Below are 24,531 nucleotides of genomic sequence, written 5' to 3'. Positions count from 1 at the left end.
GTTTTGTTCCTTCTATGGATAATACTAGGACTATTCTAACATAAAAAGCAATAGTTTTCCACAATGTTAAGAGGAATAATTAAGAGTTACCCACAAGCTGTGGAAAAGCTATGAACATTGTTATTAAGAGTTACCCACAAGCTGTGGAAAAATCGAAATACTATTATTTAATAGGATTTGAGGCTAAAAAAACTTGTGGAAAAATTTGAAATAAAAAAAGAGTTTATCAACAAGCTATTTGAGTTTGTTGATAACTCTGTTGAGTTCTTCGGTATTTTGATAATGAAATTGAAGTGTACCACTTCCATCTTTTTTTTGAGATAATTGAACAGTAATTCCTAGTGTTTTTGCAAGTTCTTCTTCAATAGCTTTTATAAAGATATTCTTTTCTTCTCTTTTTAATGTATGACCTTTTTTGCTTGATTTGATTAAGGATTCTGTCTGTCTAACATTGAGATGTTGTTTTATGATTTGTTTAAAATATTTTTCTTGCAAGTGGGAATCATCTAGAGCAAGTAAGGCGCGTGCATGTCCTGAACTAATTTTATTTTCTTCAATAGCCTTTAGAATAATTTCTGGTAATTGAAGCAAACGTATGCTATTTGAAATATACGGTCTAGATTTTCCCATATACTTAGCCAAATGCTCGTGAGTAATGTTATTTTTTTCAATAATATTTTGAAAAGCTCTTGCTTCTTCAATTGGATTTAAGTCAGATCGTTGCAGATTTTCAACAATTGCCTGATGCATACTTTCGCTATTTGAAATTTTTTTAATGACTGCTGGAATCTCATTTAAACCTGCTAATTTGGAAGCCTTCAATCTTCTTTCTCCAGCAATTAATTCATAACCAAAGACCTCTGATTGACGCACAATAATGGGTTGAATAAGTCCATTGACTTTGATTGAGTTAGCTAATTCTTCTAGATCTTTTTCATTAAAATGAATCCGAGGTTGGTAGGGATTAGCTACAATATCCTCAATCTTTATTATTTTGAAATTTTCTGACATAAATACCTTCCAAATAGTAAAATACCTTTACACTATTGTAAAGGTATTTTTAATATCTTGTCAACTAAAGTTTATAGTTATTTTTCTAAATCTTTGGTAGTTTTAGTTAATTCAATAGTAGTAGATTTCTTATCATTACCTCTATAAAAAGTGACTTTTACGGTATCATTAATGTCATGCCCATACAGAATACTTTGTAAATCACTTGTACTGCTCACTTCTTCCCCATCAATTTCAGTGATAATATCATATTGTTCAAGTTTTCCTGAGGCAGGCATATTGTCTACGACTTTAGCAACTACGATACCACTAGTAACATTTTTTGGAACTTTGAGCTGATCAAGGGCATTTGTTGATAAATCACTTAGATTAACCATTGAAATACCTAATGCAGGTCGAACTACTTCGCCTTTGCTTTCAAGTTGGTTAATAATTTTAATAACGTCATTAGCTGGAATTGCAAATCCCATTCCTTCGACTGCATTTCCAGATGATTTAGACTGTGAGATTTTGCTAGAGTTTATTCCAATAATTTGTCCTTCAATATTAATTAAAGGTCCGCCAGAGTTTCCAGGGTTAATAGCAGCATCTGTTTGAATGGCATTAGTTGAAACAGTTTGTCCTTCTTCATTTTTTAAAGTTACTGTTCTACTTAAACTTGAAACAATTCCTTCAGTTACGGAATTAGCATATTCTGTTCCAAGAGGACTACCAATTGCAATTGCAACTTCACCTATGTTTATTTTGGAAGAATCTGCAAACTGAGCTACAGTCTTAATTTTGTCTGAAGAAATTTTTACAACAGCCAAGTCAGAATAAGTGTCAGCACCAATTAATTTCCCAACAACTTTTGAACCATCAGCTAAAACAATTTCAATTCTTTCAGCTTTGTCTATTACGTGGTTGTTGGTTACCAGATATGCAGAATCACCATCTTTTTTGTATATAACACCTGATCCTTCACTATAAATAGAAAGTCCATCATTCTCTTTAGTTGATGAATCACCTTGACTAAAAATATCCATGGCTGAGTTTAAAGAATCATTTTTTTGATAGTTAACTACAGAAACAACTGCATCTTGAATCACTTTAACAGCTTTAGTCGTATTAGTAGTATTTTTATAGGTTACTTTACTTGTCGTCGTTGGGTTATTAAGATTTGTTGTGGATGATGGATGTGGTAACAGATTCATCACAAAGAATGCTAAAGCACCACCAATGAAGCCTAATCCGACTATCATTATGTATTTGAAAAAATGTTTAAACTTAGACACAGGCATTACCTCCAGATTTTTTTCATCATAATATGAAATTCTGCTTAATTATACCTTAAAAAAAATAAAAAGAAAAGAAATCCACAACTTGTGGAAAACTTTGATGAATTCTTGATAAGTCAAAATGCTTATTCAATTTTTTTATGTGTATAACTTCTTATTGAGAATCTTATTTGTGATATAATAGTCTTATGAAAATTAAAATAATTTGTGTTGGAAAAATAAAAGAAAAGTATTTAAAAGATGGAATAGCTGAATATCAAAAACGATTATCACGTTTTACTCAATTTGAAATCATTGAATTGGCTGACGAAAAAACACCTGAAAAGGCAAGTCAGGCTGAGAATGAAAAAATTATGGAGAAAGAAGCTAATCGCATTTTAAGCAAAATAGGAAATAGAGATTATGTTATTGCACTTGCTATTGAAGGAAAGCAATATTCTTCGGAAGAATTTAGTCAATTTGTAACCGATATTACCATTCAAGGTTTTTCTGACATTACATTTATTATTGGTGGCAGTTTAGGATTACATTCAAAAATAAAACAAAAAGCACATGCTTTAATTAGTTTTGGACGTCTAACCTTACCCCATCAATTAATGAGATTAGTACTAACTGAACAGATTTACAGAGCATTTATGATTCAAGAAGGTAGTCCATATCATAAATAAAAAGTTTCACATGAAACAAAAAAGCCAAATCAATTTGATTTGGCTTTTAATTTGATCCCAGCAGGATTCGAACCTGCGACCGTTCGCTTAGAAGGCGAATGCTCTATCCAGCTGAGCTATGAGACCTTAACTTCCTTATTTTAACAGAAATACTTTATCTCTGTCAATGGTCAATTTAAATCCTGAAGCTTTTATACTATTTTTAGACGACATCTCAAATAACTCAATAAATTTTTAAATTTTTTTCAAAAAAATATAGACAAATGGAAATGTTCTGATATAATAATAAGAGTGTTGAAGAGATGTTCAATCTCAAACAACTTCTGGTCCGTTGGTCAAGGGGTTAAGACACCGCCTTTTCACGGCGGTAACACGGGTTCGAATCCCGTACGGACTATTAATTGCTGAGAGGCAATTTTTTTTATAATAATTTTCCGGCATAGCTCAGTTGGTAGTAGCGCATGACTGTTAATCATGATGTCGTAGGTTCGAGTCCTACTGCCGGAGTCAGAAAAAATAGTTTCCTTTTGGAAACTATTTTTTCTTTTTACCAGTAATTATTTTATTAAACCCTAAAAATAAACAAAATCCCAATAGAGATGTTAATACGCCTAATTTAAAACCATTAGGAACAAATACCATATTGATGGTTCCACTTCCTTTTTTAACATCAATTTTCATAAATCCTTTTTGTGCTTTTAAAATAGGCAATTTTTTCCCATTTTGCTCTGCTTTCCATCCTTTATCATATGGTAATGTTATAAGCAAAGAAGCATCGTTAGGTGTTGAATATGAAATGGATAAATTATTTTTCGACTGTTTGACGTGACTATTCTTTTTAGTGATTTTTTGAAAAACTTTTTGATAATTTTGAATATCCAAACTGTAAAAATGTGGTAAATCAAAAGATACTGTTTTTTGTTTAGGAAAAATAATATCAATTTTAAGAAGTTGAGAATTTTCAAAATAACCCAAATCAAAAAAACTAAAACTGTTGTCGGTTGTATAGTGATGGATTTTCCCATTGACACGAATAATAACACTTTTTTCATCAGGATTTTCAACAGTAAGCTGAGGTAAACTTAAATACAACTGTTTGTTTTCAGACACTTCCAATTGATAACTAATCAGTGTATCCTTCGAAGAATCGTTGACATGGCTGTTAACGCGATTATTAATGCTCGTTGCACCAGATAATAAGTGTGATATTTCTTCTTGATAATACTGGAAATGTGTCCCTGCTATTTGATTAATAAACTGAGTCTGATTATCTAATGTATTTACAGTAAATTGACAATCCTTGTAAATACTATCAGTCAAAATTGCTAATTGACTTGCATACTGATTATAATAAAGTCGTGTGTTATTTTTTTGGTTTATTTTAGTGAAACCATATTTTGATAGATTATTTTCACTTATATTATATTTTATTCCAAATAGGCTATCAGCAATGAGTGTATTGTTTTGATATCTCAAATTGAGATTAGTTCCTTCTGATTTAAAGCCAAGGCGATCAAGTATTTGACTTGAATTGCGATTTCGGATTGATGAAAATTGTGAAATACCATAATAGTTATATTTCATGCTATCATTACCAGTTTGTCCAAGAATTCGCTCTGTTCTATAAAATGAACTATCTTTTTTCTTTTGATCATCTACTAAGGTTGAAATAGCTTCTAAGTTTTCAGAATAGCCTTTTCTAGTTGGAAATACCCATTCGTTATCAACTCCGCTAATCATGTAGAAACTATTTAAACTTATCTCTAAAATGGTAAAAATGACTGTAAAGACTATCAGGATAGATAATGGAAAATGAAATTCAATTAAACTAACTAAGATAATAGCGTAGGCAGTTAAAAAACATAAACTAAGTAGAAATAGATCAAACTGTAAAAAATGATAGCGTTCTGTAAAAAAGTACGGTATTGCAATAAATGCACTTAGGAAAACGAAGACTATTAATACATTTGTTACTGTTAATTCTTTTAGGTGATTAAGTGTTTCACAAGATAAAATGATAAGAATTAAAGGAACTGTCCATGCATAACGATGTAAAAACATATTTGGAGAATGCATGCCCTGCCAAAATAAATCAAGTGGTTGAATGTAATAACTTATAACAATAAAAAGTATTAAAGTGACATATGCTATTTTTATTTTCCAATTAATTGACTTGATAGTAAAGTAAAGACAAGTTAATAAGAGAGGAAATAAACCAACGTAAATCATTGGTATGGCATTAAATTTTGTAGTATCATAGGCCCCAATACTACTCTTAGATAGCAAATCAAAAAACCAGGTGTTTTCAGTTATTAAAGTTGACACTTTTGTCAACTTTTCACCATGTGTTTTTAAGTCTAAGAGAGTTGGAAACAACATGATAGCACTTGACATGGCTGCTAGGAAAGATAGTACAGAAAAATGTATAAATATTTTGATTCTATTTTTCCAATCATTTTCTTTTACGAGTACTACTAGTACATAAAGAACTAAGAAAATTGAGAACATGTATCCAAAATAATAATTTTGAATAAAAAGTACAGTTAACGAAACATAGTATAAAATAAATTGATTATTAAAAAGATGATGTAAACCCAAAATGACAATTGGAATAATAATAAAAACATCTAACCAAGTATTTATTTCAAGTTGACTGGTCAAAAAACTCATTAATGCAAATGATGATGATAAGATAATCAAATAATGTTTCTTTACAGCTGAGTAAATTCCTTGTAAAGAAAAGAACGTAGACAGTCCTATCAGGCCAAATTTAATTATGGTAAAAACATAGATGGCATCGGGCATTGATTTTAAATTAAAAAAGAAATAAAAAGGCGAAAGAAAGCTACCAAGATAATAACTCATCAAAGCATAAAAATTTAAACCAAGACCACTTGTAAAAGTATAGAAAATACTGTCTGATCCGTGTAAAATATTTCTTAAATTTTGAGCAAAAATAACATATTGATGAAAACCATCACTGGCTAAAATTGTTTTACTACTATTCCAAAATATTCCTTTTGAGAGTAGAACCAAAAACATAATAGTAGAAGGAAGTAGAAAACTTATTAGGTAATAATATAGACCTTTAAATTTTGTTATCATATTGAAATCTTTCAAATTGTATTTTAAAAAAGAATAAGGCCTATTAGCCTTATTCTTTTTATTTCCAAAGTTCAGCAACTTTTGCTTGAACTTCTTCATTTTCAAGGAATTCATCATAAGTTTCGTCAATGCGATCGATGACACCATTTTTTGAAATAACAATGATGTGGTTAGCAATAGTTTGAATAAACTCATGATCATGACTAGCAAAAATAACAGATTCTTTAAAATCTTTTATTCCATCGTTCAGACTTGAGATTGATTCTAGGTCTAAGTGGTTTGTCGGATCATCCAAAATTAAAACATTTGATTTTAATAACATTAATTTGGATAACATGACGCGAACTTTTTCTCCACCAGAAAGAACGTTGACAGATTTGTTAACTTCATCACCTGAGAAAAGCATTCTTCCTAAGAAACCACGTAAGAATGTATCATCATCCTCACCTTTTGCGGCAAATTGACGTAACCATTCTAATATGGTTTCGCCCGTAGAAAAATCGCGTGAATTGTCTTTTGGAAGATAGGATCGACTAGTTGTGACACCCCATTTTATCGTCCCTTCATATTCAATATCATCCATTAATGCTCTCATTAATGCAGTCGTTTGAATATCATTTTGTCCAATAAGTGCCGCTTTATCACCCGGTCTTAGAATGAAACTGATGTTATCTAGAATTTTTTCACCATCAATGGTAACAGATAGGTTTTCAACTGTTAGAAAATCATTACCCATTTCACGTTCAGCTTTAAAATTGATAAATGGGTATTTACGACTAGATGGCACAATTTCTTCTAATTCAATCTTATCAAGCATTTTTTTACGAGACGTTGCTTGTTTTGATTTAGAGGCATTGGCTGAGAAACGAGCAACAAATTCTTGAAGTTCTTTAATTTTTTCTTCAGCTTTTGCATTACGATCAGCTTGTAACCGTGCAGCCAATTCAGATGATTGTTTCCAAAAATCGTAATTGCCAACAAATAATTTGATTTTACCAAAATCTAAGTCAGCCATGTGTGTACAAACTTTATTTAAAAAATGTCGGTCATGGGATACAACAATTACTGTATTTTCAAAATCAATTAAAAATTCTTCTAACCATGCAATTGATTGAATATCAAGTCCATTGGTAGGTTCGTCTAATAATAAAACATCAGGTTTACCAAACAAAGCTTTTGCAAGTAATACCTTAACCTTGTCACCATTTGCTAGTTCGCTCATGGTTTGATAATGGAGATCCTCAGAAATATTTAAATTTTGTAAGAGCTGAGCCGCTTCACTTTCAGCTTCCCAACCGCCAAGTTCTGCAAATTGTCCTTCTAATTCGGCGGCTCGGACACCATCTTCTTCTGAAAAATCTTCTTTCATATAGATGGCATCTTTTTCTTTCATAATGTTATAGAGTTGTTCATTTCCCATAATAACAACATCAATAGCTCGTTCATCTTCGTAATCAAAATGATTTTGACGAAGAACGGAAAGCCGCTCATCTTGACCTAGAGAAATATGCCCCGTTGTGGGTTCAATGTCTCCAGCTAATATTTTTAAAAAAGTGGATTTTCCGGCACCATTTGCTCCTATTAATCCATAAGTATTTCCTGAAGTAAATTTGATATTGACTTCATCGAAAAGTTTACGATCACTAAAACGTAGTGACACATCAGAAACTGTAAGCAATTTTTCACCTCTTAATATTTATCTAAACTTCATTGTACCTAAAAAAGCCCCAATTATCAATCAGAAAGGGGCTAAGAACTACATAGGCAATAGGACATCTTCATCTTCACGTTTATAGTGTTTTGTAACGCTGAACCCACGACCAACGACTTGAGAAGCAGGCATGACTACAACAAATGCGGTATCATCTATTTCAAGTATTTTTTCTTGTAGGCTAGGAAGTTCATAAGTTGAAACTACGGCCATTAACATAATTTTATCCGAAGTTGTATACCCACCTCGAATTGGAATTTTTGTTACCCCTCTGTCCATTTCCTTAGTAATATAATCTTTAATAATTTGGAATTCTTTTGAGATTATCATGACATTCTTAGAGGAATCAAAACCATTTTCCATGATTGTTATGACATAACCCACAACAAACAAACCAATAGTAGAGTACATAACATCATCGGCTGATAGTGCCATAAAGCCCATTAGAACACTAATACCATCAATTATTGTCATAGAAACTCCTAGTGTCAATGGCGAATATTTATGTAAAATTTGAGTTAAAATACCTGTTCCACCCGTAGAAGAATTTCCCCAGAACACTAGACCAATTCCTATTCCAACAATAATTCCTCCGAAAATAGAAGCAAGTAATTGATTATGTGTTAAAGTTGGTAAAAAATTTGTTAATCTAATTGCTATGGGATAAATCCATGAACCATAAAGCGTTTTTATGAAAGTTGGTTTACCTAAAAAGAAATAACATAAAATTAATAACGGAATGTTGCTAACCATTAAAAAGAGGGATGGACTAATGCCAAATAATTCTTTTACAACGACTGAAATTCCTACCATACCACCAGAGGCAATATTATTATGTACAAACATTGTATTAAATCCAATTGCTGTGATAAAAGATCCCAGTGTCACATATAGGATATCAATTATCCTATTTTTCATCTCTTTATTCTCCTTTTTAAATTGATAATAGTATAGCCGACATTTATTATCTCTTAAAGTAACCAAAGGAGTCAAGGTAATTTCATAAAAAAAATCAAAGTTGACAAATTCCTTGAATTTTCATAAAATAATTTTGAATTAGATGAGTAACTTTTTAACTATTTTTAGAGAGCTAATGGTTGCTGAAAATTAGCAGTAGAAAAAGTGAAATGGGCTAATGTTTCGTGAGAGGAACCAATAACTCTCAGGTTTTGTGCACCTTATCGTACAACTTCTTGTTAGAGAAGATGAGATAATATCTAGTATGATATTAATTTGAGGTGGCACCGCGTCATTGAGTAATAACGCCCTCACGCAGTTTTTTGCGTGAGTTTTTTTTTGTAAAAGGAGTATGAAATGTCAAAACCCGTTATTTTAACAGGAGATAGACCAACTGGTAAATTACATCTTGGTCATTATGTTGGAAGTTTAAAAAATCGTGTTATCTTGCAAAATGAAGAAAAGTATAAAATGTTTGTTTTTTTAGCTGATCAACAAGCTTTAACAGATCATGCAAAAGAATCTGAAAAAATCCAGGAATCCATTGGAAATGTAGCATTGGATTATTTATCTGTAGGTTTGGATCCTTCTAAATCAACTATCTTTATTCAAAGCCAAATTCCAGAACTAGCTGAATTAACCATGTACTACATGAATTTAGTTTCGCTCGCACGTCTTGAACGGAATCCTACTGTCAAAACAGAAATTGCTCAAAAAGGTTTTGGTGAAAGTATTCCAAGTGGTTTTTTAGTATATCCAATTTCTCAAGCCGCAGATATTACTGCTTTTAAAGCAAATTTTGTACCAGTTGGTAACGATCAGAAACCTATGATTGAACAAACAAGAGAAATAGTTAGAAGTTTTAACAACACCTATAAGACATCATGTTTAATTGAACCAGAAGGTATTTATCCAGAAAATGAGAGAGCCGGTCGCTTACCTGGTTTGGATGGCAATGCTAAAATGTCTAAATCGTTAGGAAATGGAATATATTTATCTGATGATTTCGATACCGTCAGAAAAAAAGTTATGAGTATGTATACTGACCCTAATCATATTCGTGTAGAGGACCCTGGACAAATCGAAGGGAATATGGTTTTCTATTATTTAGATATTTTTGGTAAAGATGAAGATTTAGAAACTATCCAATTAATGAAAGAGCAATATCAAAGCGGTGGTTTAGGAGATGTAAAAACTAAAAAATACCTTTTGGAAGTTCTGGAACGAGAGCTATCACCAATAAGGAAACGTCGTTTAGAGTATGCTAAAGATATGGGCGAAGTTTTTAATATGTTGAAAAAAGGTAGCTGTTCTGCGCGTGAAGTTGCTTCTCAAACATTATCAGAAGTTAAGGCAGCAATGGGAATTAATTACTTTTAAAATTTAGAGTTCTAGATAAAAATATTTAGAACTCTTTTCTATTTCCGAACATTATATATTATAAAATCATTTTTTTTATAAAAACAACCATAATCCCGAATAATAATTACTGATTTAAGGTGAGTTTTAAAAGAATAACAACTATTTATTGACAAATTAAATTAGCGTGTTATGATAGTTACAATAAAAAAATAGACTGGGCTATTTGCTCCTAGATTTAATGAAAAGAGGATTTTTTTAATGTCAAATTGGGACACTAAATTTTTAAAAAAAGGTTTCACCTTTGATGACGTCTTGCTTATTCCAGCTGAAAGTCATGTTCTTCCTAATGAAGTTAATATGAAAACTAAATTAGCTAAAAATTTAACATTAAATATTCCTATAATTACAGCTGCAATGGACACTGTTACTGATAGTAAGATGGCAATTGCTATTGCTCGTGCAGGAGGATTAGGTGTTATCCATAAAAATATGTCTATTTCTGAACAAGCAGAAGAAGTTCGAAAGGTAAAACGTTCAGAAAATGGTGTTATTATCGATCCATTCTTTCTAACACCAAATCATAAGGTTGCAGAAGCTGAAGAATTGATGCAACGATACAGAATCAGTGGTGTCCCAATTGTTGAAACGTTAGCAAATCGTAAGTTAGTTGGTATTATCACCAATAGAGATATGCGCTTTATCAGTGATTATGATGCTCCTATTTCTGAACATATGACTAGCGAGCAACTTGTAACAGCAGAAGTAGGTACTGATTTAGAAACAGCTGAACGAATCCTTCATGAACACCGTATCGAAAAATTACCTTTAGTTGATGATAATGGTAGACTTTCTGGTTTGATTACAATTAAGGATATCGAAAAAGTTATTGAATTTCCAAATGCTGCCAAAGATGAATTTGGAAGACTATTGGTTGCTGCAGCAGTTGGTGTCACTTCGGATACCTTTGAAAGAGCGGAAGCACTATTTGAAGCAGGTGCAGATGCTATTGTTATTGATACAGCCCATGGTCATTCTGCAGGTGTTCTTCGAAAAATTGCTGAAATTCGTGCCCATTTCCCTGACAAGACTCTTATTGCAGGAAATATTGCTACAGCTGAAGGAGCGCGTGCTCTTTATGATGCAGGAGTTGATGTTGTTAAGGTTGGTATTGGACCTGGATCAATTTGTACAACTCGTGTTGTTGCCGGAGTTGGTGTACCTCAAATTACTGCAATTTATGATGCTGCGGCTGTTGCGCGCGAATATGGTAAAACTATAATCGCTGACGGTGGTATCAAATATTCAGGAGACATTGTTAAAGCACTTGCAGCTGGTGGAGATGCCGTTATGCTAGGTTCAATGTTTGCGGGTACTGATGAAGCACCAGGTGAGACAGAAATCTATCAAGGTCGTAAGTTTAAAACTTATCGTGGCATGGGATCAATTGCAGCTATGAAAAAAGGCTCTAGTGATCGTTACTTCCAGGGCTCTGTTAATGAAGCAAATAAACTAGTTCCTGAGGGAATTGAAGGACGTGTAGCGTATAAGGGTGCCGCTTCAGATATTGTTTTCCAAATGTTAGGTGGCATTCGTTCAGGTATGGGATATGTTGGTGCTGCAACAATTAAGGACTTACATGAAAATGCTCAATTTATTGAGATGTCAGGAGCAGGCTTAATTGAAAGTCATCCTCATGATGTTCAAATTACAAATGAAGCTCCTAATTATTCCGTACACTAAAACGTAGATTAAATATGTAAAGCTAGTTCTTTTCACATGACTAGCTTTTTTTAATTATCTTATCTTGCTTAATAATACAATTTTAGTTATAATAAGCTTTCAAGACAACTATTTAAGGTTGACGATAATGTCAATTTTATTGTAAATCTTGTCAATTTTTAGTAAAGTTTATTGTAAAGGGAGAATCATGGAAGGAATACTTTTTGCATTAGTACCAATGTTTGCATGGGGAAGTATTGGTTTTGTTAGTAATAAGATTGGTGGTAAACCTAGTCAACAAACTTTTGGAATGACCTTAGGTGCCTTTTTATTTGCCAGTCTCGTTTGGCTAATTGCAAAGCCAGAAATGTCTACCAATTTGTGGATTTTTGGAATATTAGGTGGTTTATTATGGTCAGTTGGACAGAATGGTCAATTCCACGCGATGAAATATATGGGTGTTTCTGTTGCAAATCCTTTATCTAGTGGCTCCCAACTTGTATTGGGAAGTTTAATTGGTGTTATTGCATTTGGAGAATGGACTAGCTCTTTTCAGTTTATCTTAGGTAGTATTGCGCTTTTGCTGTTAGTAATAGGATTCTATTTTTCAAGTAAGCAAGATTCAATTTACAGTGAAAAAAAAGTTATTCGTGACTATACCAAAGGATTTAGATCACTTACCTATTCCACTTTAGGGTATGTTTCTTATGTTGTATTATTTAATAACATCATGAAATTTGATTTAATATCTGTTTTATTACCAATGGCTATTGGTATGGTTTTAGGTGCTAGCCTATTTATGAAATTTAATCTCAGCTTTGATCAGATTGTTTTAAAAAATTCTCTTGTAGGTATTCTTTGGGGAATTGGAAATATTTTCATGCTATTGGCTGCTTCAAAAGCTGGTCTTGCGATTGCATTTAGTTTTTCTCAGTTAGGAGCGATTATTTCTATTATTGGTGGTATTTTATTTTTAGGTGAGGAAAAGACTAAAAATGAAATGCGTTGGGTAATTACAGGTATTATTTTCTTTGTAATAGGTGCCGTTTTATTAGGCATTGTAAAAGCTTAAAAGCAGACTATTTAGTCTGCTTTTAATGTGCCCTGATTGACGTGAAAAGTTTTAATTTTATCTGGCAGATGAAGAAGGTGATCTAAACTTGTTGTCGTAATAAAGGTTTGAACATTTTCATTTATGACAGTTTCAAGTAATTTTATTTGTCTGGTATTATCTAGTTCACTCATAACATCATCAAGCAATAATATAGGATTATCTCCAGTCATTTCTTTCATCAAACTAACTTCAGCCATTTTTAATGAAAGAATAAGACTTCTATGTTGGCCTTGACTAGCAAAATTGGCATTCATGTCATTGATAAAAAAGTGAATATCATCACGATGAGGTCCAATACTAGTGTTCTTTTTAAATATATCTCTTTGTCTATTTTTTTGAAGATTCAGTAGAAAGGCTTCTTTAATGGTTTGATGATCTTGTTGAGTGACTGAAGATTCATAAGTGATTATTAAAGATTCAAGTCCATTTGAGATTGCTTCATGATGTTTATTAGCTTCACGGGTGAGCTCTCCAATAAAATCTATTCGATGTTTAATAACTTTGCTTCCATAGTCGGCTAATTGTTCATCCAATACAGATAAAAAGTCAGAATTGATAGTTGAGATTGTTTTTAAATAAGTATTACGTTGCTTTAAAACATAGTTATAGTTGGATAAATCTGATAAATAAATGGGTTTTATTTGACCTAAATCTATATCAATAAACTTTCGTCTTAGACTAGGAGCACCTTTGACAAGTTGTAAATCTTCTGGTGCAAAGAGGACAACCATCATCGTTCCAATATAATCAGAAAGTCGAGCTTGTTTTAAGGCATTTATTTTTGTTATACGACCTTTGTCAGATAATTGTAATTCTAAACTTAAGGCTCCACTGATTCGGTTCAATTTGCCAATTAACTGTAAATTATTTTTGGAAAATTGAATTAGTTCTTTATCAGTTCTTGTTCTGTGACTTCGTGTAAGTGCTAAAAAATAGATAGCCTCAAGAAAATTGGTTTTCCCTTGGGCGTTATTTCCAATGAAAACATTTAATCCTGGAGAAAATTCAGTATCAACTGTACCATAATTGCGAAAATTTCTAAGTTGAAGTTCTTTAATCCACATTGTTAAGTACCAGGGAAACGGACAGGTTTACGATTTTTTGCATCTGATTTTGTTTTAGTAGTTGTATTAATGGTTTGATTAACTTTACTTTTTTTATTCTGGTTTAATTCTTTAACTAATTTTGATACACGCTCTTTTTCTTTTTGATCTTCTATGCGCTTTTTCATTTCGTCATCAGAGGGTTCTACGATGATGATTTCAATATTTTGTGAGGGTATCCTTATTACATCACCAATTCTCAATTTTTTGCCACGCCTTTTTTCATCCGTACCATTAACTAAAACAGTTGTTCCATTGAGAAAACTTTTGATTGCACCACCACTTTGAATAATTCCTAATTCTTTTAAAAGAGCTTGTAAGGTAATAAACTCTGTAAATAATTTATATTCCATTTTATTGTCTCCATTTGCACTAATTCAAGTCATTATAGCATAAATTGAAAGTAATTAGTATTAAGAAATGGGATAAAAATGTTAGTATTGGACTTCTTCTAATCAATTTGTTTCCAAAGGAAATATTTTATGTTATAATATTTTCAGTATTTTTAAGAATAAAAGTCCTGAATTCGAGTTTTTTCTATTACTCTTTTCAGGCTTTTTTTAGACTAAAATCTTGTTAGCATGTTTTGATTTATCTAAAAGATTAGAAAATAGTTGATATGGTATGTTTACATTTTTACAAGATTGTAAAAATGTACCTATGTCTTAATCATCATTAATAAAAATGGTATAATTTAAAGAATCAGACTTATATATTAAGGAAATATTATGAAACTCGTTGATGGTGTCCAATTACATCTTATAAAGACTAAAAAATTTAAAACTAATCATATTACGTTCAGGTTCTCAGGAGATTTTAATCAAAAATTAGTTGCGAAACGTATTTTAGTAGCACAAATGTTATCAACAGCAAATGAGTTATATCCAACCTCAAAACAATTTAGAGAAAAATTGGCTCAACTATATGGAGCAAATTTAAGTACAAATGTTAGTGTAAAAGGTAAAACTCATATTGTTGATATTGATATTACTTTTATTCAAGATCAATACACTTTTCAAGGAGAAAAATTGTTAGAAGAGGTCATTGATTTTCTTAATGGTATTATTTTTTCTCCTTTAATTTCTGTTGCCCAGTATCAACCTAAGGTCTTTGAAATTGAAAAAAATAATCTAATGAATTATCTTGAAACTGATAAAGAAGACTCGTTCTATTATAGTTCTTTACAGTTAAAAGATCTTTTTTACGATGATGATGATATGAAATTATCTAAATTTGGTACTAAGGAACTTGTTGAAAAGGAAACAGCCTACACAAGTTATCAGGAATATCATCGTATGTTGTTAGAAGATCAAATTGATATCTATATTCTAGGTGATTTCGATGACTATAAAGTTGTGCAGTTATTTCATCAGTTTCCTTTTGAACCCCGTCAAAAGAAATTAGATTTTTACTACCACCAAGATTATAACAATGTTGTTAGAGAAAAAATTGAAAGTAAAGAACTGAATCAATCAATATTAGAACTTGCTTATTTCATTCCAATTGATTACATGAAAGAAAATTATCATTCAATGGTCTTACTTAATGGTTTGCTTGGCTCTTTTTCGCACTCGAAATTATTTACAAAAATAAGAGAAACGGAAGGGATAGCTTATTCGATTGGAAGTCGGATGAATTCTTACTCAGGAATGATGGAAGTTTTTGCTGGTATTGATAAGAATGACAAAACAAAAGCTTTACAGTTGATAACAAAGGAAATGAATGACTTAAAGATGGGAAGATTTTCAAGTCAACTTATTGAAAAAACTAGACTGATGTTAGTGAACAATATAAAGCAGTCGGAAGATTACTGTAAAGCAATAGTTGACAATTTTTACACAACAAGTCATATTAATAATGAATTTTCACCAGAAAAATTTTTGAAACAATTGAACCATGTGAAAAAAACGGATATTGTCAAGGCTGCTAATCACATCAAATTACAAAGCGTATACTTTTTGGAGGGAAATAATTGAGCAAACTTAGAAAAATTAGTTACCCATCAATTGGTGAAGATATTTATTATTCTAAATTAAAAAATGATTTTCAAGTATATCTTATTAATAAGCCAGGTTATTCTGAAAAGTCAGCAATGTTGACAGTGGATTACGGATCTATTGACAGTTTATTTACAGTAAGATGTAAAGACTATTCTAATCCAAAAGGACTTGCCCATTTTCTTGAACATAAGGTATTTGAAGATAATGAGGGAAAGGATGTTTCCTTAGCCTTTACAAAATTAGGTGCAGATGTAAATGCCTTTACAACTTTTGAAAAAACAGCTTACTATTTTTCAGCATCTGATAATTTCAAGGAAGCTCTAAAACTACTGCAAGAATTTGTAGTTTCAGCACATTTTACAGCTGAGTCAATTGATAAGGAGAAAAAAATCATTGCTCAAGAGATTGATATGTATTTAGATGATCCTGATTATCAATCTTACATCGGTATTTTGCAAAACTTATTTCCAAATTCTGATTTAGCAAATGATATTGCTGGGACAAAGTCCTCCATTACCGAGATAAGTTTAGAAATTTTGAGACGAAATTATAACCAGTTTTATCATGCTTCCAATATGACCTTAATCGTTATGGGTGACATTAATATTGAAGAGACTTTTCAAGATATTCTTGCAAGTCAAGAAACATTAAAGAGAAGACGCCCACCACAAGCAAAAATTGCTCAGTTACCATATAATCCAATTGTGAAAACCAATTCGATTGATATGGACGTCATTACTCCAAAATTAGTTGTTGGATACAGAGGAAAAAAATTAAACCAAAACTTTCCAATTTTGGAGTACAAAATTGGGTTAAAATTATTTTTGGCAATGTTATTTGGATGGACGTCAAAAAATTACCAAGATTGGTACAATGACGGAAAAATTGATGATTCTTTCGACATTGAAATTGAAATTCAACATGATTTTTCTTTTGTTCTTATTTCATTAGAAACTAATGCACCAATTGCAATGTCTAGTAAAATCAGAAAAAAAATGGAAAGGTTTCAAAAATCAAAAGACCTTAATGAGAATCACTTAGTCCTTTTGAAAAAGGAAATCTATGGCGATTTTATACAAAGTCTAGACTCAGTTGACCAATTAATTCATCAATTTCATTTATTTTTAAATGATGATGTGAATTATTTTGATATTCCTGATATTTTAAATAGACTTAGTCTGGAAGATATTCTAGCTATTGGATTTGATTTTTTTAATACTGCTGAAGTGTCTGATTTTACTGTCTTTCCCAAATAAACATTATTTTGATATAATGAACATAATATTTTTAGTATAGAGGTACCTGTATGAGAGAACAAACGTTAGGTGAATTCCTAAGAGAAACACGTGTTCAACGAAAAATTACTTTAGATGATATTGAGAGTCAAACCGGCATCTCCTCACATTATTTATTAGCATTGGAATTAGATCAATTTAAGATTATTCCTGAAAATAATTTCGAAAATATTTTAAAACAATATGCAGAATTTGTAGGCTTAGATTATGGATTATTAAAAAATAGATATGAGGAACAAGTTAACTCAAATAATTCCACAAATATTAATAGTGTTACAAAACAAGTTGAAGAGAAACTATATCAAAGACGACAAAACAATCAATCGTTTGTACTTCCTTCAAAAACTCATGATACTATGCCAAACTATCAGATAGATTCTTCTGAGGATGTCACACCGATTCCTGAAATTAGCTCTTCACAAATAAAAATTGAAGAAAAACAAGAACTTGAGAGTTTAGTTGTAAATGACAGAGACAAAAGAGAAATCTCAAGATTAAGCCGCTATCAACTGGAAGAAAAAAAATCTAAATCCATTCTATCTGTACTACTCTTAAGTTTACTAGCACTAGCAGTATTTACTTTTATCTTTTTTGCCGTTTGGAAACAATTTTCGACAGAACATAAAATTAATAATATCACTAGTATTTTTACGAAAAAGAGTTCGAATACGTCAAAAGCTAAAGACACTGTTCCGACTGAAACAACCCAAACAAGTTCTAGTGAGAAACAAACTATTATAACTAGTCAAGGTCAGGATAACTATTTAAATGCAACGGTTACAAAAGCAAAAGATACTGTTGAAGTAACTGTTACCTTAACTGACGCGGAAAGTTTATGGTTCTCATTAACCAATTCTGATATTGGTGAAGCTGGAATGACTTTAACTAAAGAGAATCCTACTTATACAACTACACTATCTGCTGATGTAGCAGAGTCAATTATAACTTTAGGAATGCCTCATGGTGTTGAAATTAAAATTGACAATCAACCACTTGATTTGACCCCATTAACAAGTTCTGATATTAGTTACATCACTTTAAGCATTCAACAATAGGAAAGAAAAATGACAAAGAAAGAAAATATCCCAAACCTCTTAACACTGATTCGAATTATTATGATTCCAATATTTTTGTTAATTACATCTATTTCTCAAGAATTACATTGGCATATTGTGGCTGCCATTATTTTTGCTGTTGCTAGTTTTACAGATTACTTAGATGGTTATTTAGCAAGAAAATGGCGTGTCGTTACTAATTTTGGAAAATTCGCGGATCCATTAGCTGATAAAATGCTGGTTATGAGTGCTTTTATCATGTTAGTTGGAGCGGATTTAGTGCCTGCTTGGATAGCAGCTATTATTATTTGTCGTGAGTTAGCTGTTACTGGCTTGAGACTGCTTCTAGTTGAATCAGGTGGGGAGATTTTAGCAGCAGCAATGCCAGGGAAAATAAAAACAGTTTCACAAATGTTTTCAATTATTTTTCTTTTTTGTCATTTGACTTTGATAGGTAATATTTTCCTTTATATTGCTTTATTCTTCACCATTTATTCAGGATATGATTACTTCAAAGGAGCAGGTTTTCTTTTTAAAGATACCTTTAAATAACAATGGCAAATATTATTGAGGTCAAAAACGTTAGTTTTAAATATCATACAGATCAAGATAATTATACTTTAAAAGATGTCACGTTTCACGTGAAACAAGGAGAGTGGTTATCAATCATTGGTCATAATGGCTCAGGAAAATCGACTTCAGTCAGATTATTAAATGGATTACTGGTTCCGGAATCTGGAAATATTATAGTTGATGGTGAACTATTAACTGAAAAAAATGTTTGGGATATCAGACAAAAAATTGGAATGGTATTTCAAAATCCAGATAACCAATTTGTTGGAGCTACTGTTGAAGACGATGTTGCTTTTGGATTAGAAAATAAAGGTGTTGAACATAGTCAGATGAAAGAGCGTGTAGACGAGGCTCTTAATTTAGTTGGTATGTCTGCATTTAAAACGCGTGAACCAGCTCGATTGTCTGGGGGACAAAAACAAAGAGTTGCAATCGCAGGTGCAGTTGCTTTGCGTCCAATGATTATAGTTCTTGATGAAGCCACTAGTATGCTAGATCCAAAAGGTAGATTAGAGTTGATTAATACAATAAGGTCAATTCGAGAAGACTATCAATTAACAGTTATATCTATTACTCATGATTTGGATGAAGTCGCACTAAGTGATCGTGTTCTTGTAATGAAAAATGGTCAAGTTGAGTCAAGTTCGACTCCCAGAGAACTTTTCGCAAGAGGAAATGAAATCTTACAATTAGGATTAGATATCCCATTTACAACATCCTTGATTAATGCATTCAGAGAAGACGGTTTTAATCTGGAGGAAGATTATTTAACAGAAAAGGAATTAGAGAATCAGTTATGGCAATTCATTTCCAAAAAGTGAGCTATACTTATCAAGCAGGGACACCCTTTGAAGGACGTGCCCTTTTTGATGTGACATTAGATATTGAAGATGGTTCATATACTGCTTTTATTGGACATACTGGTTCTGGTAAATCAACAATTATGCAACTCTTAAATGGTCTTTTAATACCAACTTCTGGAGAAGTCATTGTTGATGGGCAAAGCATCACAAATCAGTCCAAAAATAAAGATATTAAATCAATTCGAAAAACAGTAGGGCTCGTTTTTCAATTCCCAGAAAGTCAACTTTTTGAAGAAACAGTCTTAAAAGATGTTGCATTTGGACCTCAAAATTTTGGTGTTTCTAAAGAAAAGGCTGAAAAAATTGCGCGTGAAAAATTGAATTTGGTAGGTATAGCGGAAGAGTTATTTGAAAAGAATCCCTTTGAGCTTTCTGGTGGACAAATGAGGAGAGTAGCCATTGCAGGTATTTTGGCTATGGAACCTAAAGTGCTTGTTTTAGATGAACCAACTGCTGGTTTAGATCCAAAAGGAAGACGTGAATTGATGACTTTGTTTAAACAACTACATCATGACGGAATGACTATCGTATTAGTTACACATTTAATGGATGATGTGGCTAATTATGCTGATTATGTTTATGTTTTAGAGGCAGGCTCTCTTGTTTTATCAGGAAAGCCAAGTGATGTCTTTCAAGAGGTTGATTTGTTGGAAGAAAAACAATTAGGTGTCCCAAAAATTACAAAATTTGCTCAGAGCCTTGCCAAAAAAGGATTACATTTTTCCCGCTTACCAATTACTCTAAGTGAGCTGAGAGAGGATATAAAGCATGGATAAATTAATTTTGGGACGTTACATTCCTGGTGATTCCCTTATCCATAGGTTGGATCCAAGAAGTAAGCTTCTTGCAATGATTATTTATATTATCATTATTTTTTGGGCTAATAACTTGGTAACAAATCTTATCATGTTAGTATTTACAATGATAATTGTCTTTTTATCACATATAAAACTTTCTTTCTTTTTAAATGGTTTAAAGCCAATGATTGGAATTATTTTATTCACAACCCTTTTTCAAATGTTTTTTAACAGTGAAGGAAATACCTTATTTCAATTTTGGATTCTTAAAGTTACAAATGTGGGATTAAGCCAAGCCTTGTTAATCTTTATGAGATTTGTTTTAATAATTTTTTTCTCTACGTTACTGACTTTGACGACAACACCGCTAAGTCTATCAGATGCTGTGGAGTCACTATTGAAGCCCTTAGTTATTTTTAAAGTTCCTGCTCATGAAATTGGATTAATGCTTTCATTGAGCCTCCGTTTTGTACCTACCTTAATGGATGATACGACACGTATTATGAATGCTCAAAAGGCTAGGGGAGTTGATTTTGGTGAGGGGAACTTGGTTCAAAAAGTAAAATCAATAATTCCTATATTAATTCCCTTATTTGCCTCTAGTTTTAAGCGTGCCGATTCGCTAGCTATAGCTATGGAAGCTAGGGGTTATCAAGGTGGAGAAGGACGTACAAAGTATCGTATTTTGGATTGGCGTCTTAAAGATACAATTGCAGTAAATCTTGTTCTGATATTAGGTGTTGTACTATTTTTATTAAAAAGCCCAATTTCAAACTAAATGTAGTGGGTAAACGTTTTAATTTCAAAAAATGTTCAGAATTTCTTATAAAATAAATCTACCTGTAATATTTTTAATACAACTTCTATCTTCAAGTAACATATTTTAGTTATTATGGTATCTGGAGAAAAAAGAGGTATATTTATGATTAGAAAAGAAAATTTTAAAAAACGTTATATTAGCTTTGGAATTTTGGGATTTGCAGTGGCATTGTTAGCTCTTGTTTTTGCTTTTTCAAGTAAGAAAGTAGATACAGAATCATATGCTAAAAAATCAGAATCTAAAGTTGTTAAAAATGTAACAAAATCACAATCAACATCATCTTCAACTCAAAAAGTTGAAGCATCAACAGAACAAAGTTCTTCAAGTCAAGAACAAGCTACACCTGATACTTCAGTGGCTACTCAATCAGTACCTGTAGAACAGGTTGCTCAACCAACACCGACACCTTCAACTGAGGTTGCACAACAGGTTGTACCAGCTCAGCCTAGTGTTCCAACAACTCAATATGCTGCAACTCCAGTAACTTATTATCAATCAAATGGAAATACTGCCGGAGCTATTGGTAGTCAGGCTGCTGCTCAAATGGCTGCAGCAACAGGTGTTCCTCAATCAACTTGGGAAGCTATTATTGCTCGCGAATCAAACGGTAACCCATATGTAAGTAATGCATCTGGTGCCTCTGGTTTGTTTCAAACAATGCCAGGATGGGGTTCAACTGCAACTGTACAAGATCAAATCAATTCTGCTATTTCAGCATATAATGCACAAGGCTTATCAGCTTGGGGTTATTAAAAAAAGCATATCTTAAGATATGCTTTTTTTTATTAAAATATCTAGTAAATCAAATGGTTTATTTGCTATAAAATTAGGCTTACAATCAATTAAGTCATTTTTAGAACCAAATCCCCAGGTAACACCTAATGTGTTGATAGAAGTTAACTTTCCCCCTATCATGTCATATTTAGTATCACCAATAATTGTGCAATACATTGTATCCAGATTATTTTCTTCAATACAAGTTTTGATAACTTCTGCTTTCAAAAAACGGTCTGCTGTAGACCCATAAATACCTTTAAAATAATGATCAACTTTTAAATTTTTTAGCATTTGTTTTGCCATTGGTTCATATTTACTAGTGGTAACAAATAACTGAAGACTATTTTGATTCAAAGTGTGTAATACCGATTCAATATCCTGGTATAGTTGAACTTGATAAACGCCTTGGTCTTTATAGTACTCTCTAAAGTAGGAAATGGCTTTTTCAACTTTCAATTTGTCAGAGAAAAAATTGGAAAATGTTGTTTCTAAAGGAGGTCCGATATAGTTAGATAATACCTCTATACTGGGACAATCATGATTTAATTGGTCAAATGAGAATTTAAAAGCATTTAATATTCCCTGACTGGAATCAACTAATGTACCATCTAAATCAAAAAATATAGCTTTCATATAGGTTACTCTCCGAAAATTTCTTTACTAAATCGTTTTCCGGTTGGAGTTGTTGCTAAACCGCCTTCAGCTGTTTCTCTAAAGGCTGTAGGTAAAGCAGATCCCACTTGATACATGGCATCAATGACTTCATCAACGGGAATCTGTGATTCGATTCCAGCAAGAGCCATATCTGCAGCAACCATTGCAAAACTTGATCCAAGAGCATTTCTTTTGACACATGGCACTTCAACTAATCCAGCAACAGGATCACATATAAGTCCTAGCATATTTTTGATAACAAAAGCTACAGCTTGACTTGCTTGAAAAGCAGTTCCACCAGCAGCCATAACTAGTGCGGCAGCGCTCATAGCAGAAGCAGAACCTACTTCAGCTTGACATCCGCCTTCAGCTCCTGAAATTGATGCATTATTTCCAATAACTAGTCCAAAAGCTCCTGCTGTAAAGAGGAAGTCAAGTTGTTGATCATTATTTAACTGTAATTTATCTATAGCTGTAGATAAAACTGCTGGTAAACAACCAGCACTTCCAGCTGTTGGAGTTGCACAAACAAGTCCCATTTTGGCATTCAATTCATTGACAGCCATTGCATTTCTTACAGCTGAAAGGATTGTTGTATCTGATAAGGTATTACCTGATTTTAGATAGGTATCCATTTTTAGTGCATCACCACCAGTTAAGCCACTGATGGATTTATCTGCTGTCAATCCGTTGACAACAGATTCTTTCATAACTTGTAAATTACGTGACATAATTTCTCGGATATCTTCACGACTTCTTCCAGAAGTTTCCATCTCTGTGGCAACCATCAAATCAGCAATACTGCCATTGTGTTTTTCAACAGCTTGATTGACAAGTTCTTCAATTGTATAAAACATTTTTCATCCTTCTAGTCAAAGAAATTGACATTGTGTAAATTAGGAATACGCTCTATTTGATTTACAGCATCTTGACAGTTGCGTGAATCAACTTCTATAATCATAATGGCCTTTTCGCCAGCACTTTCACGTGTAACGTTCATTTGAGCAATATTGATATCATTTGCGGAAAGTATGTCAGTTACTTTCGCAATCATTCCCGGAATATCTTGGTGTACTATAATTAATGTTGGTGTATTCATTGATAATGAGACAGAGAATCCATTTAGCTCAGTTACTTGAATATTTCCACCACCAATGGAAATGCCTGTAATACTCATCGATTTATCACCTTTTTTAACTGTAATTTTTACAGTATTAGGATGGGGTGCATTACTATCTTTTAAAATATCCCAGTAAATTTTTATTCCTTTTTGATGTGCAATTTCTAAGGAATTTTTGATATCAGGATTATCTGTATCAAAGCCCATGATACCAGCTACAAGTGCTTTATCAGTACCATGACCTTGATAAGTTTTCGCAAATGAATTGTAGAGATGAAAAGTCACCTCATCTGGAATCTGTCCAAAAATGGAATGGACGACCTTTCCAATTCTAACAGCGCCAGCAGTATGGCTGCTTGACGGTCCAATCATTACTGGACCAATGATGTCAAAAACAGATTGAAATTTTAGTGTTTTCATAAAAGCTCCCATGTTTAGTATCTTCATCTCATTATATCAAAATGATGAAGAAATGGAATTATTAGAAATAGTAAATATTGGAAATCATTGGATTAATTGTTATAATAGTTCTTGCGTCAAAAGACGCTTC

General features: G+C 32.2%; 22 protein-coding genes, 3 tRNA genes and 1 other annotated feature. Of the genes, 14 read left to right on the top strand and 11 right to left on the bottom strand.

Annotation, left to right across the window (positions count from 1 at the left end; translation table 11 throughout):
- Window positions 1-234: 234 nt before the first annotated feature.
- Entirely contained in the window at window positions 235-1,011 is a 777-nt protein-coding gene (locus DQM95_RS09995) for a ParB/RepB/Spo0J family partition protein (RefSeq protein WP_015912154.1), read from the bottom strand.
- Window positions 1,012-1,088: 77 nt separating this feature from the next.
- Window positions 1,089-2,291, bottom strand: a complete 1,203-nt coding sequence (locus DQM95_RS09990; RefSeq protein ID WP_238989846.1) for a S1C family serine protease — start codon at window positions 2,289-2,291, stop codon at window positions 1,089-1,091.
- A 185-nt stretch (window positions 2,292-2,476) separates the two neighbouring features.
- On the opposite strand from DQM95_RS09990, the gene rlmH reads away from it, so the two are divergent.
- The gene (gene rlmH, locus DQM95_RS09985; protein ID WP_037593045.1) at window positions 2,477-2,956 is read left to right on the top strand and encodes a 23S rRNA (pseudouridine(1915)-N(3))-methyltransferase RlmH; all 480 of its coding nucleotides are present in this window, start codon (window positions 2,477-2,479) and stop codon (window positions 2,954-2,956) included.
- A gap of 52 nt (window positions 2,957-3,008) precedes the next feature.
- Here the strand turns inward: rlmH and DQM95_RS09980 are convergent.
- Window positions 3,009-3,082: transfer RNA gene (locus DQM95_RS09980), tRNA-Arg, on the bottom strand.
- Window positions 3,083-3,281: 199 nt separating this feature from the next.
- Here DQM95_RS09980 and DQM95_RS09975 point away from each other — a divergent pair.
- Window positions 3,282-3,353 (top strand) — tRNA-Glu (locus DQM95_RS09975).
- Window positions 3,354-3,389: 36 nt separating this feature from the next.
- A tRNA-Asn gene (locus tag DQM95_RS09970) sits at window positions 3,390-3,463 on the top strand.
- A gap of 27 nt (window positions 3,464-3,490) precedes the next feature.
- Here the strand turns inward: DQM95_RS09970 and DQM95_RS09965 are convergent.
- The 3 genes from DQM95_RS09965 to DQM95_RS09955 form a co-directional block, all read right to left on the bottom strand.
- Window positions 3,491-6,061, bottom strand: coding sequence for a YfhO family protein (locus DQM95_RS09965; RefSeq protein ID WP_037593163.1), 2,571 nt, complete (start codon window positions 6,059-6,061; stop codon window positions 3,491-3,493).
- Window positions 6,062-6,119: 58 nt separating this feature from the next.
- Complete coding sequence (locus DQM95_RS09960; protein WP_015912150.1) at window positions 6,120-7,739, bottom strand: ATP-binding cassette domain-containing protein; 1,620 nt, start codon at window positions 7,737-7,739, stop codon at window positions 6,120-6,122.
- A gap of 78 nt (window positions 7,740-7,817) precedes the next feature.
- Window positions 7,818-8,690, bottom strand: coding sequence for a YitT family protein (locus DQM95_RS09955; RefSeq protein ID WP_046388416.1), 873 nt, complete (start codon window positions 8,688-8,690; stop codon window positions 7,818-7,820).
- 124 nt (window positions 8,691-8,814) lie between these two features.
- Window positions 8,815-9,045: a binding site (T-box leader), on the top strand.
- 41 nt (window positions 9,046-9,086) lie between these two features.
- On the opposite strand from DQM95_RS09955, the gene trpS reads away from it, so the two are divergent.
- From trpS to DQM95_RS09940, 3 genes are all read left to right on the top strand, one after another.
- Window positions 9,087-10,109 (top strand): tryptophan--tRNA ligase, encoded by a 1,023-nt coding sequence (trpS, locus tag DQM95_RS09950; protein WP_037593046.1) that lies wholly within the window; start codon window positions 9,087-9,089, stop codon window positions 10,107-10,109.
- 240 nt (window positions 10,110-10,349) lie between these two features.
- The gene (gene guaB, locus DQM95_RS09945; RefSeq protein ID WP_015912147.1) at window positions 10,350-11,831 is read left to right on the top strand and encodes an IMP dehydrogenase; all 1,482 of its coding nucleotides are present in this window, start codon (window positions 10,350-10,352) and stop codon (window positions 11,829-11,831) included.
- 187 nt (window positions 11,832-12,018) lie between these two features.
- Window positions 12,019-12,882: a GRP family sugar transporter gene (locus tag DQM95_RS09940; protein WP_015912146.1), complete on the top strand. Its 864-nt coding sequence runs from the start codon at window positions 12,019-12,021 to the stop codon at window positions 12,880-12,882.
- An 11-nt stretch (window positions 12,883-12,893) separates the two neighbouring features.
- On the opposite strand, the gene recF is transcribed toward DQM95_RS09940, so the two are convergent.
- On the bottom strand, window positions 12,894-13,988 hold the full coding sequence (gene recF / locus DQM95_RS09935) for a DNA replication/repair protein RecF (RefSeq protein WP_037593047.1): 1,095 nt from the start codon (window positions 13,986-13,988) through the stop codon (window positions 12,894-12,896).
- A 2-nt stretch (window positions 13,989-13,990) separates the two neighbouring features.
- Window positions 13,991-14,380 (bottom strand): S4 domain-containing protein YaaA, encoded by a 390-nt coding sequence (gene yaaA, locus DQM95_RS09930; RefSeq protein ID WP_037593049.1) that lies wholly within the window; start codon window positions 14,378-14,380, stop codon window positions 13,991-13,993.
- A 375-nt stretch (window positions 14,381-14,755) separates the two neighbouring features.
- Here yaaA and yfmF point away from each other — a divergent pair, with 375 nt between their 5' ends.
- From yfmF to DQM95_RS09890, 8 genes are all read left to right on the top strand, one after another.
- Entirely contained in the window at window positions 14,756-16,003 is a 1,248-nt protein-coding gene (gene yfmF, locus DQM95_RS09925) for an EF-P 5-aminopentanol modification-associated protein YfmF (protein ID WP_037593051.1), read from the top strand.
- Complete coding sequence (gene yfmH / locus DQM95_RS09920) at window positions 16,000-17,283, top strand: EF-P 5-aminopentanol modification-associated protein YfmH (RefSeq protein ID WP_037593054.1); 1,284 nt, start codon at window positions 16,000-16,002, stop codon at window positions 17,281-17,283. Before yfmF ends, yfmH begins: the two co-directional genes overlap by 4 nt.
- Before the next feature lie 50 nt (window positions 17,284-17,333).
- Complete coding sequence (locus tag DQM95_RS09915) at window positions 17,334-18,377, top strand: helix-turn-helix domain-containing protein (protein WP_037593056.1); 1,044 nt, start codon at window positions 17,334-17,336, stop codon at window positions 18,375-18,377.
- 9 nt (window positions 18,378-18,386) lie between these two features.
- Window positions 18,387-18,929 carry a CDP-diacylglycerol--glycerol-3-phosphate 3-phosphatidyltransferase gene (pgsA, locus tag DQM95_RS09910; protein ID WP_015912140.1) on the top strand — a complete coding sequence of 181 codons (543 nt, stop codon included), beginning with the start codon at window positions 18,387-18,389 and terminating at the stop codon, window positions 18,927-18,929.
- 2 nt (window positions 18,930-18,931) lie between these two features.
- Window positions 18,932-19,771: an energy-coupling factor ABC transporter ATP-binding protein gene (locus DQM95_RS09905; protein WP_015912139.1), complete on the top strand. Its 840-nt coding sequence runs from the start codon at window positions 18,932-18,934 to the stop codon at window positions 19,769-19,771.
- Entirely contained in the window at window positions 19,747-20,589 is an 843-nt protein-coding gene (locus tag DQM95_RS09900; RefSeq protein WP_015912138.1) for an energy-coupling factor ABC transporter ATP-binding protein, read from the top strand. Before DQM95_RS09905 ends, DQM95_RS09900 begins: the two co-directional genes overlap by 25 nt.
- Window positions 20,582-21,388, top strand: a complete 807-nt coding sequence (locus DQM95_RS09895) for an energy-coupling factor transporter transmembrane component T family protein (protein ID WP_015912137.1) — start codon at window positions 20,582-20,584, stop codon at window positions 21,386-21,388. Before DQM95_RS09900 ends, DQM95_RS09895 begins: the two co-directional genes overlap by 8 nt.
- A gap of 144 nt (window positions 21,389-21,532) precedes the next feature.
- Entirely contained in the window at window positions 21,533-22,183 is a 651-nt protein-coding gene (locus DQM95_RS09890; RefSeq protein WP_015912136.1) for a transglycosylase SLT domain-containing protein, read from the top strand.
- 12 nt (window positions 22,184-22,195) lie between these two features.
- Here the strand turns inward: DQM95_RS09890 and DQM95_RS09885 are convergent, their stop codons facing one another.
- The 3 genes from DQM95_RS09885 to sdaAB are packed head-to-tail and all read right to left on the bottom strand — an operon-like array spanning window position 22,196 to window position 24,401.
- On the bottom strand, window positions 22,196-22,840 hold the full coding sequence (locus DQM95_RS09885; RefSeq protein ID WP_037593058.1) for an HAD hydrolase-like protein: 645 nt from the start codon (window positions 22,838-22,840) through the stop codon (window positions 22,196-22,198).
- Window positions 22,841-22,845: 5 nt separating this feature from the next.
- Entirely contained in the window at window positions 22,846-23,718 is an 873-nt protein-coding gene (gene sdaAA, locus DQM95_RS09880) for an L-serine ammonia-lyase, iron-sulfur-dependent, subunit alpha (RefSeq protein ID WP_037593059.1), read from the bottom strand.
- Between the two features lie 11 nt (window positions 23,719-23,729).
- Window positions 23,730-24,401, bottom strand: a complete 672-nt coding sequence (gene sdaAB, locus DQM95_RS09875) for an L-serine ammonia-lyase, iron-sulfur-dependent subunit beta (RefSeq protein WP_037593164.1) — start codon at window positions 24,399-24,401, stop codon at window positions 23,730-23,732.
- Window positions 24,402-24,531: the final 130 nt, after the last annotated feature.

This window comes from Streptococcus uberis, from assembly GCF_900475595.1.
GTDB classification, from domain to species: domain Bacteria; phylum Bacillota; class Bacilli; order Lactobacillales; family Streptococcaceae; genus Streptococcus; species Streptococcus uberis.
The sequence above is the reverse complement of the archived record's forward strand: the minus strand, read 5'-3'. Positions and strand labels throughout refer to the sequence as shown.

Excerpts from the sequence above, each read along its gene's own strand:
- guaB (WP_015912147.1), top strand. The coding sequence starts at position 10,350 with ATGTCAAATTGGGACACTAAATTTTTAAAAAAAGGTTTCACCTTTGAT.
- DQM95_RS09915 (WP_037593056.1), top strand. The coding sequence starts at position 17,334 with ATGAGAGAACAAACGTTAGGTGAATTCCTAAGAGAAACACGTGTTCAA.
- DQM95_RS09940 (WP_015912146.1), top strand. The coding sequence starts at position 12,019 with ATGGAAGGAATACTTTTTGCATTAGTACCAATGTTTGCATGGGGAAGT.
- DQM95_RS09990 (WP_238989846.1), bottom strand. The coding sequence starts at position 2,291 with ATGCCTGTGTCTAAGTTTAAACATTTTTTCAAATACATAATGATAGTC.
- sdaAA (WP_037593059.1), bottom strand. The coding sequence starts at position 23,718 with ATGTTTTATACAATTGAAGAACTTGTCAATCAAGCTGTTGAAAAACAC.
- DQM95_RS09895 (WP_015912137.1), top strand. The coding sequence starts at position 20,582 with ATGGATAAATTAATTTTGGGACGTTACATTCCTGGTGATTCCCTTATC.
- DQM95_RS09995 (WP_015912154.1), bottom strand. The coding sequence starts at position 1,011 with ATGTCAGAAAATTTCAAAATAATAAAGATTGAGGATATTGTAGCTAAT.
- trpS (WP_037593046.1), top strand. The coding sequence starts at position 9,087 with ATGTCAAAACCCGTTATTTTAACAGGAGATAGACCAACTGGTAAATTA.
- DQM95_RS09885 (WP_037593058.1), bottom strand. The coding sequence starts at position 22,840 with ATGAAAGCTATATTTTTTGATTTAGATGGTACATTAGTTGATTCCAGT.
- DQM95_RS09955 (WP_046388416.1), bottom strand. The coding sequence starts at position 8,690 with ATGAAAAATAGGATAATTGATATCCTATATGTGACACTGGGATCTTTT.
- DQM95_RS09890 (WP_015912136.1), top strand. The coding sequence starts at position 21,533 with ATGATTAGAAAAGAAAATTTTAAAAAACGTTATATTAGCTTTGGAATT.
- yaaA (WP_037593049.1), bottom strand. The coding sequence starts at position 14,380 with ATGGAATATAAATTATTTACAGAGTTTATTACCTTACAAGCTCTTTTA.
- yfmF (WP_037593051.1), top strand. The coding sequence starts at position 14,756 with ATGAAACTCGTTGATGGTGTCCAATTACATCTTATAAAGACTAAAAAA.
- DQM95_RS09900 (WP_015912138.1), top strand. The coding sequence starts at position 19,747 with ATGGCAATTCATTTCCAAAAAGTGAGCTATACTTATCAAGCAGGGACA.
- sdaAB (WP_037593164.1), bottom strand. The coding sequence starts at position 24,401 with ATGAAAACACTAAAATTTCAATCTGTTTTTGACATCATTGGTCCAGTA.
- DQM95_RS09905 (WP_015912139.1), top strand. The coding sequence starts at position 18,932 with ATGGCAAATATTATTGAGGTCAAAAACGTTAGTTTTAAATATCATACA.
- recF (WP_037593047.1), bottom strand. The coding sequence starts at position 13,988 with ATGTGGATTAAAGAACTTCAACTTAGAAATTTTCGCAATTATGGTACA.
- DQM95_RS09965 (WP_037593163.1), bottom strand. The coding sequence starts at position 6,061 with ATGATAACAAAATTTAAAGGTCTATATTATTACCTAATAAGTTTTCTA.
- pgsA (WP_015912140.1), top strand. The coding sequence starts at position 18,387 with ATGACAAAGAAAGAAAATATCCCAAACCTCTTAACACTGATTCGAATT.
- rlmH (WP_037593045.1), top strand. The coding sequence starts at position 2,477 with ATGAAAATTAAAATAATTTGTGTTGGAAAAATAAAAGAAAAGTATTTA.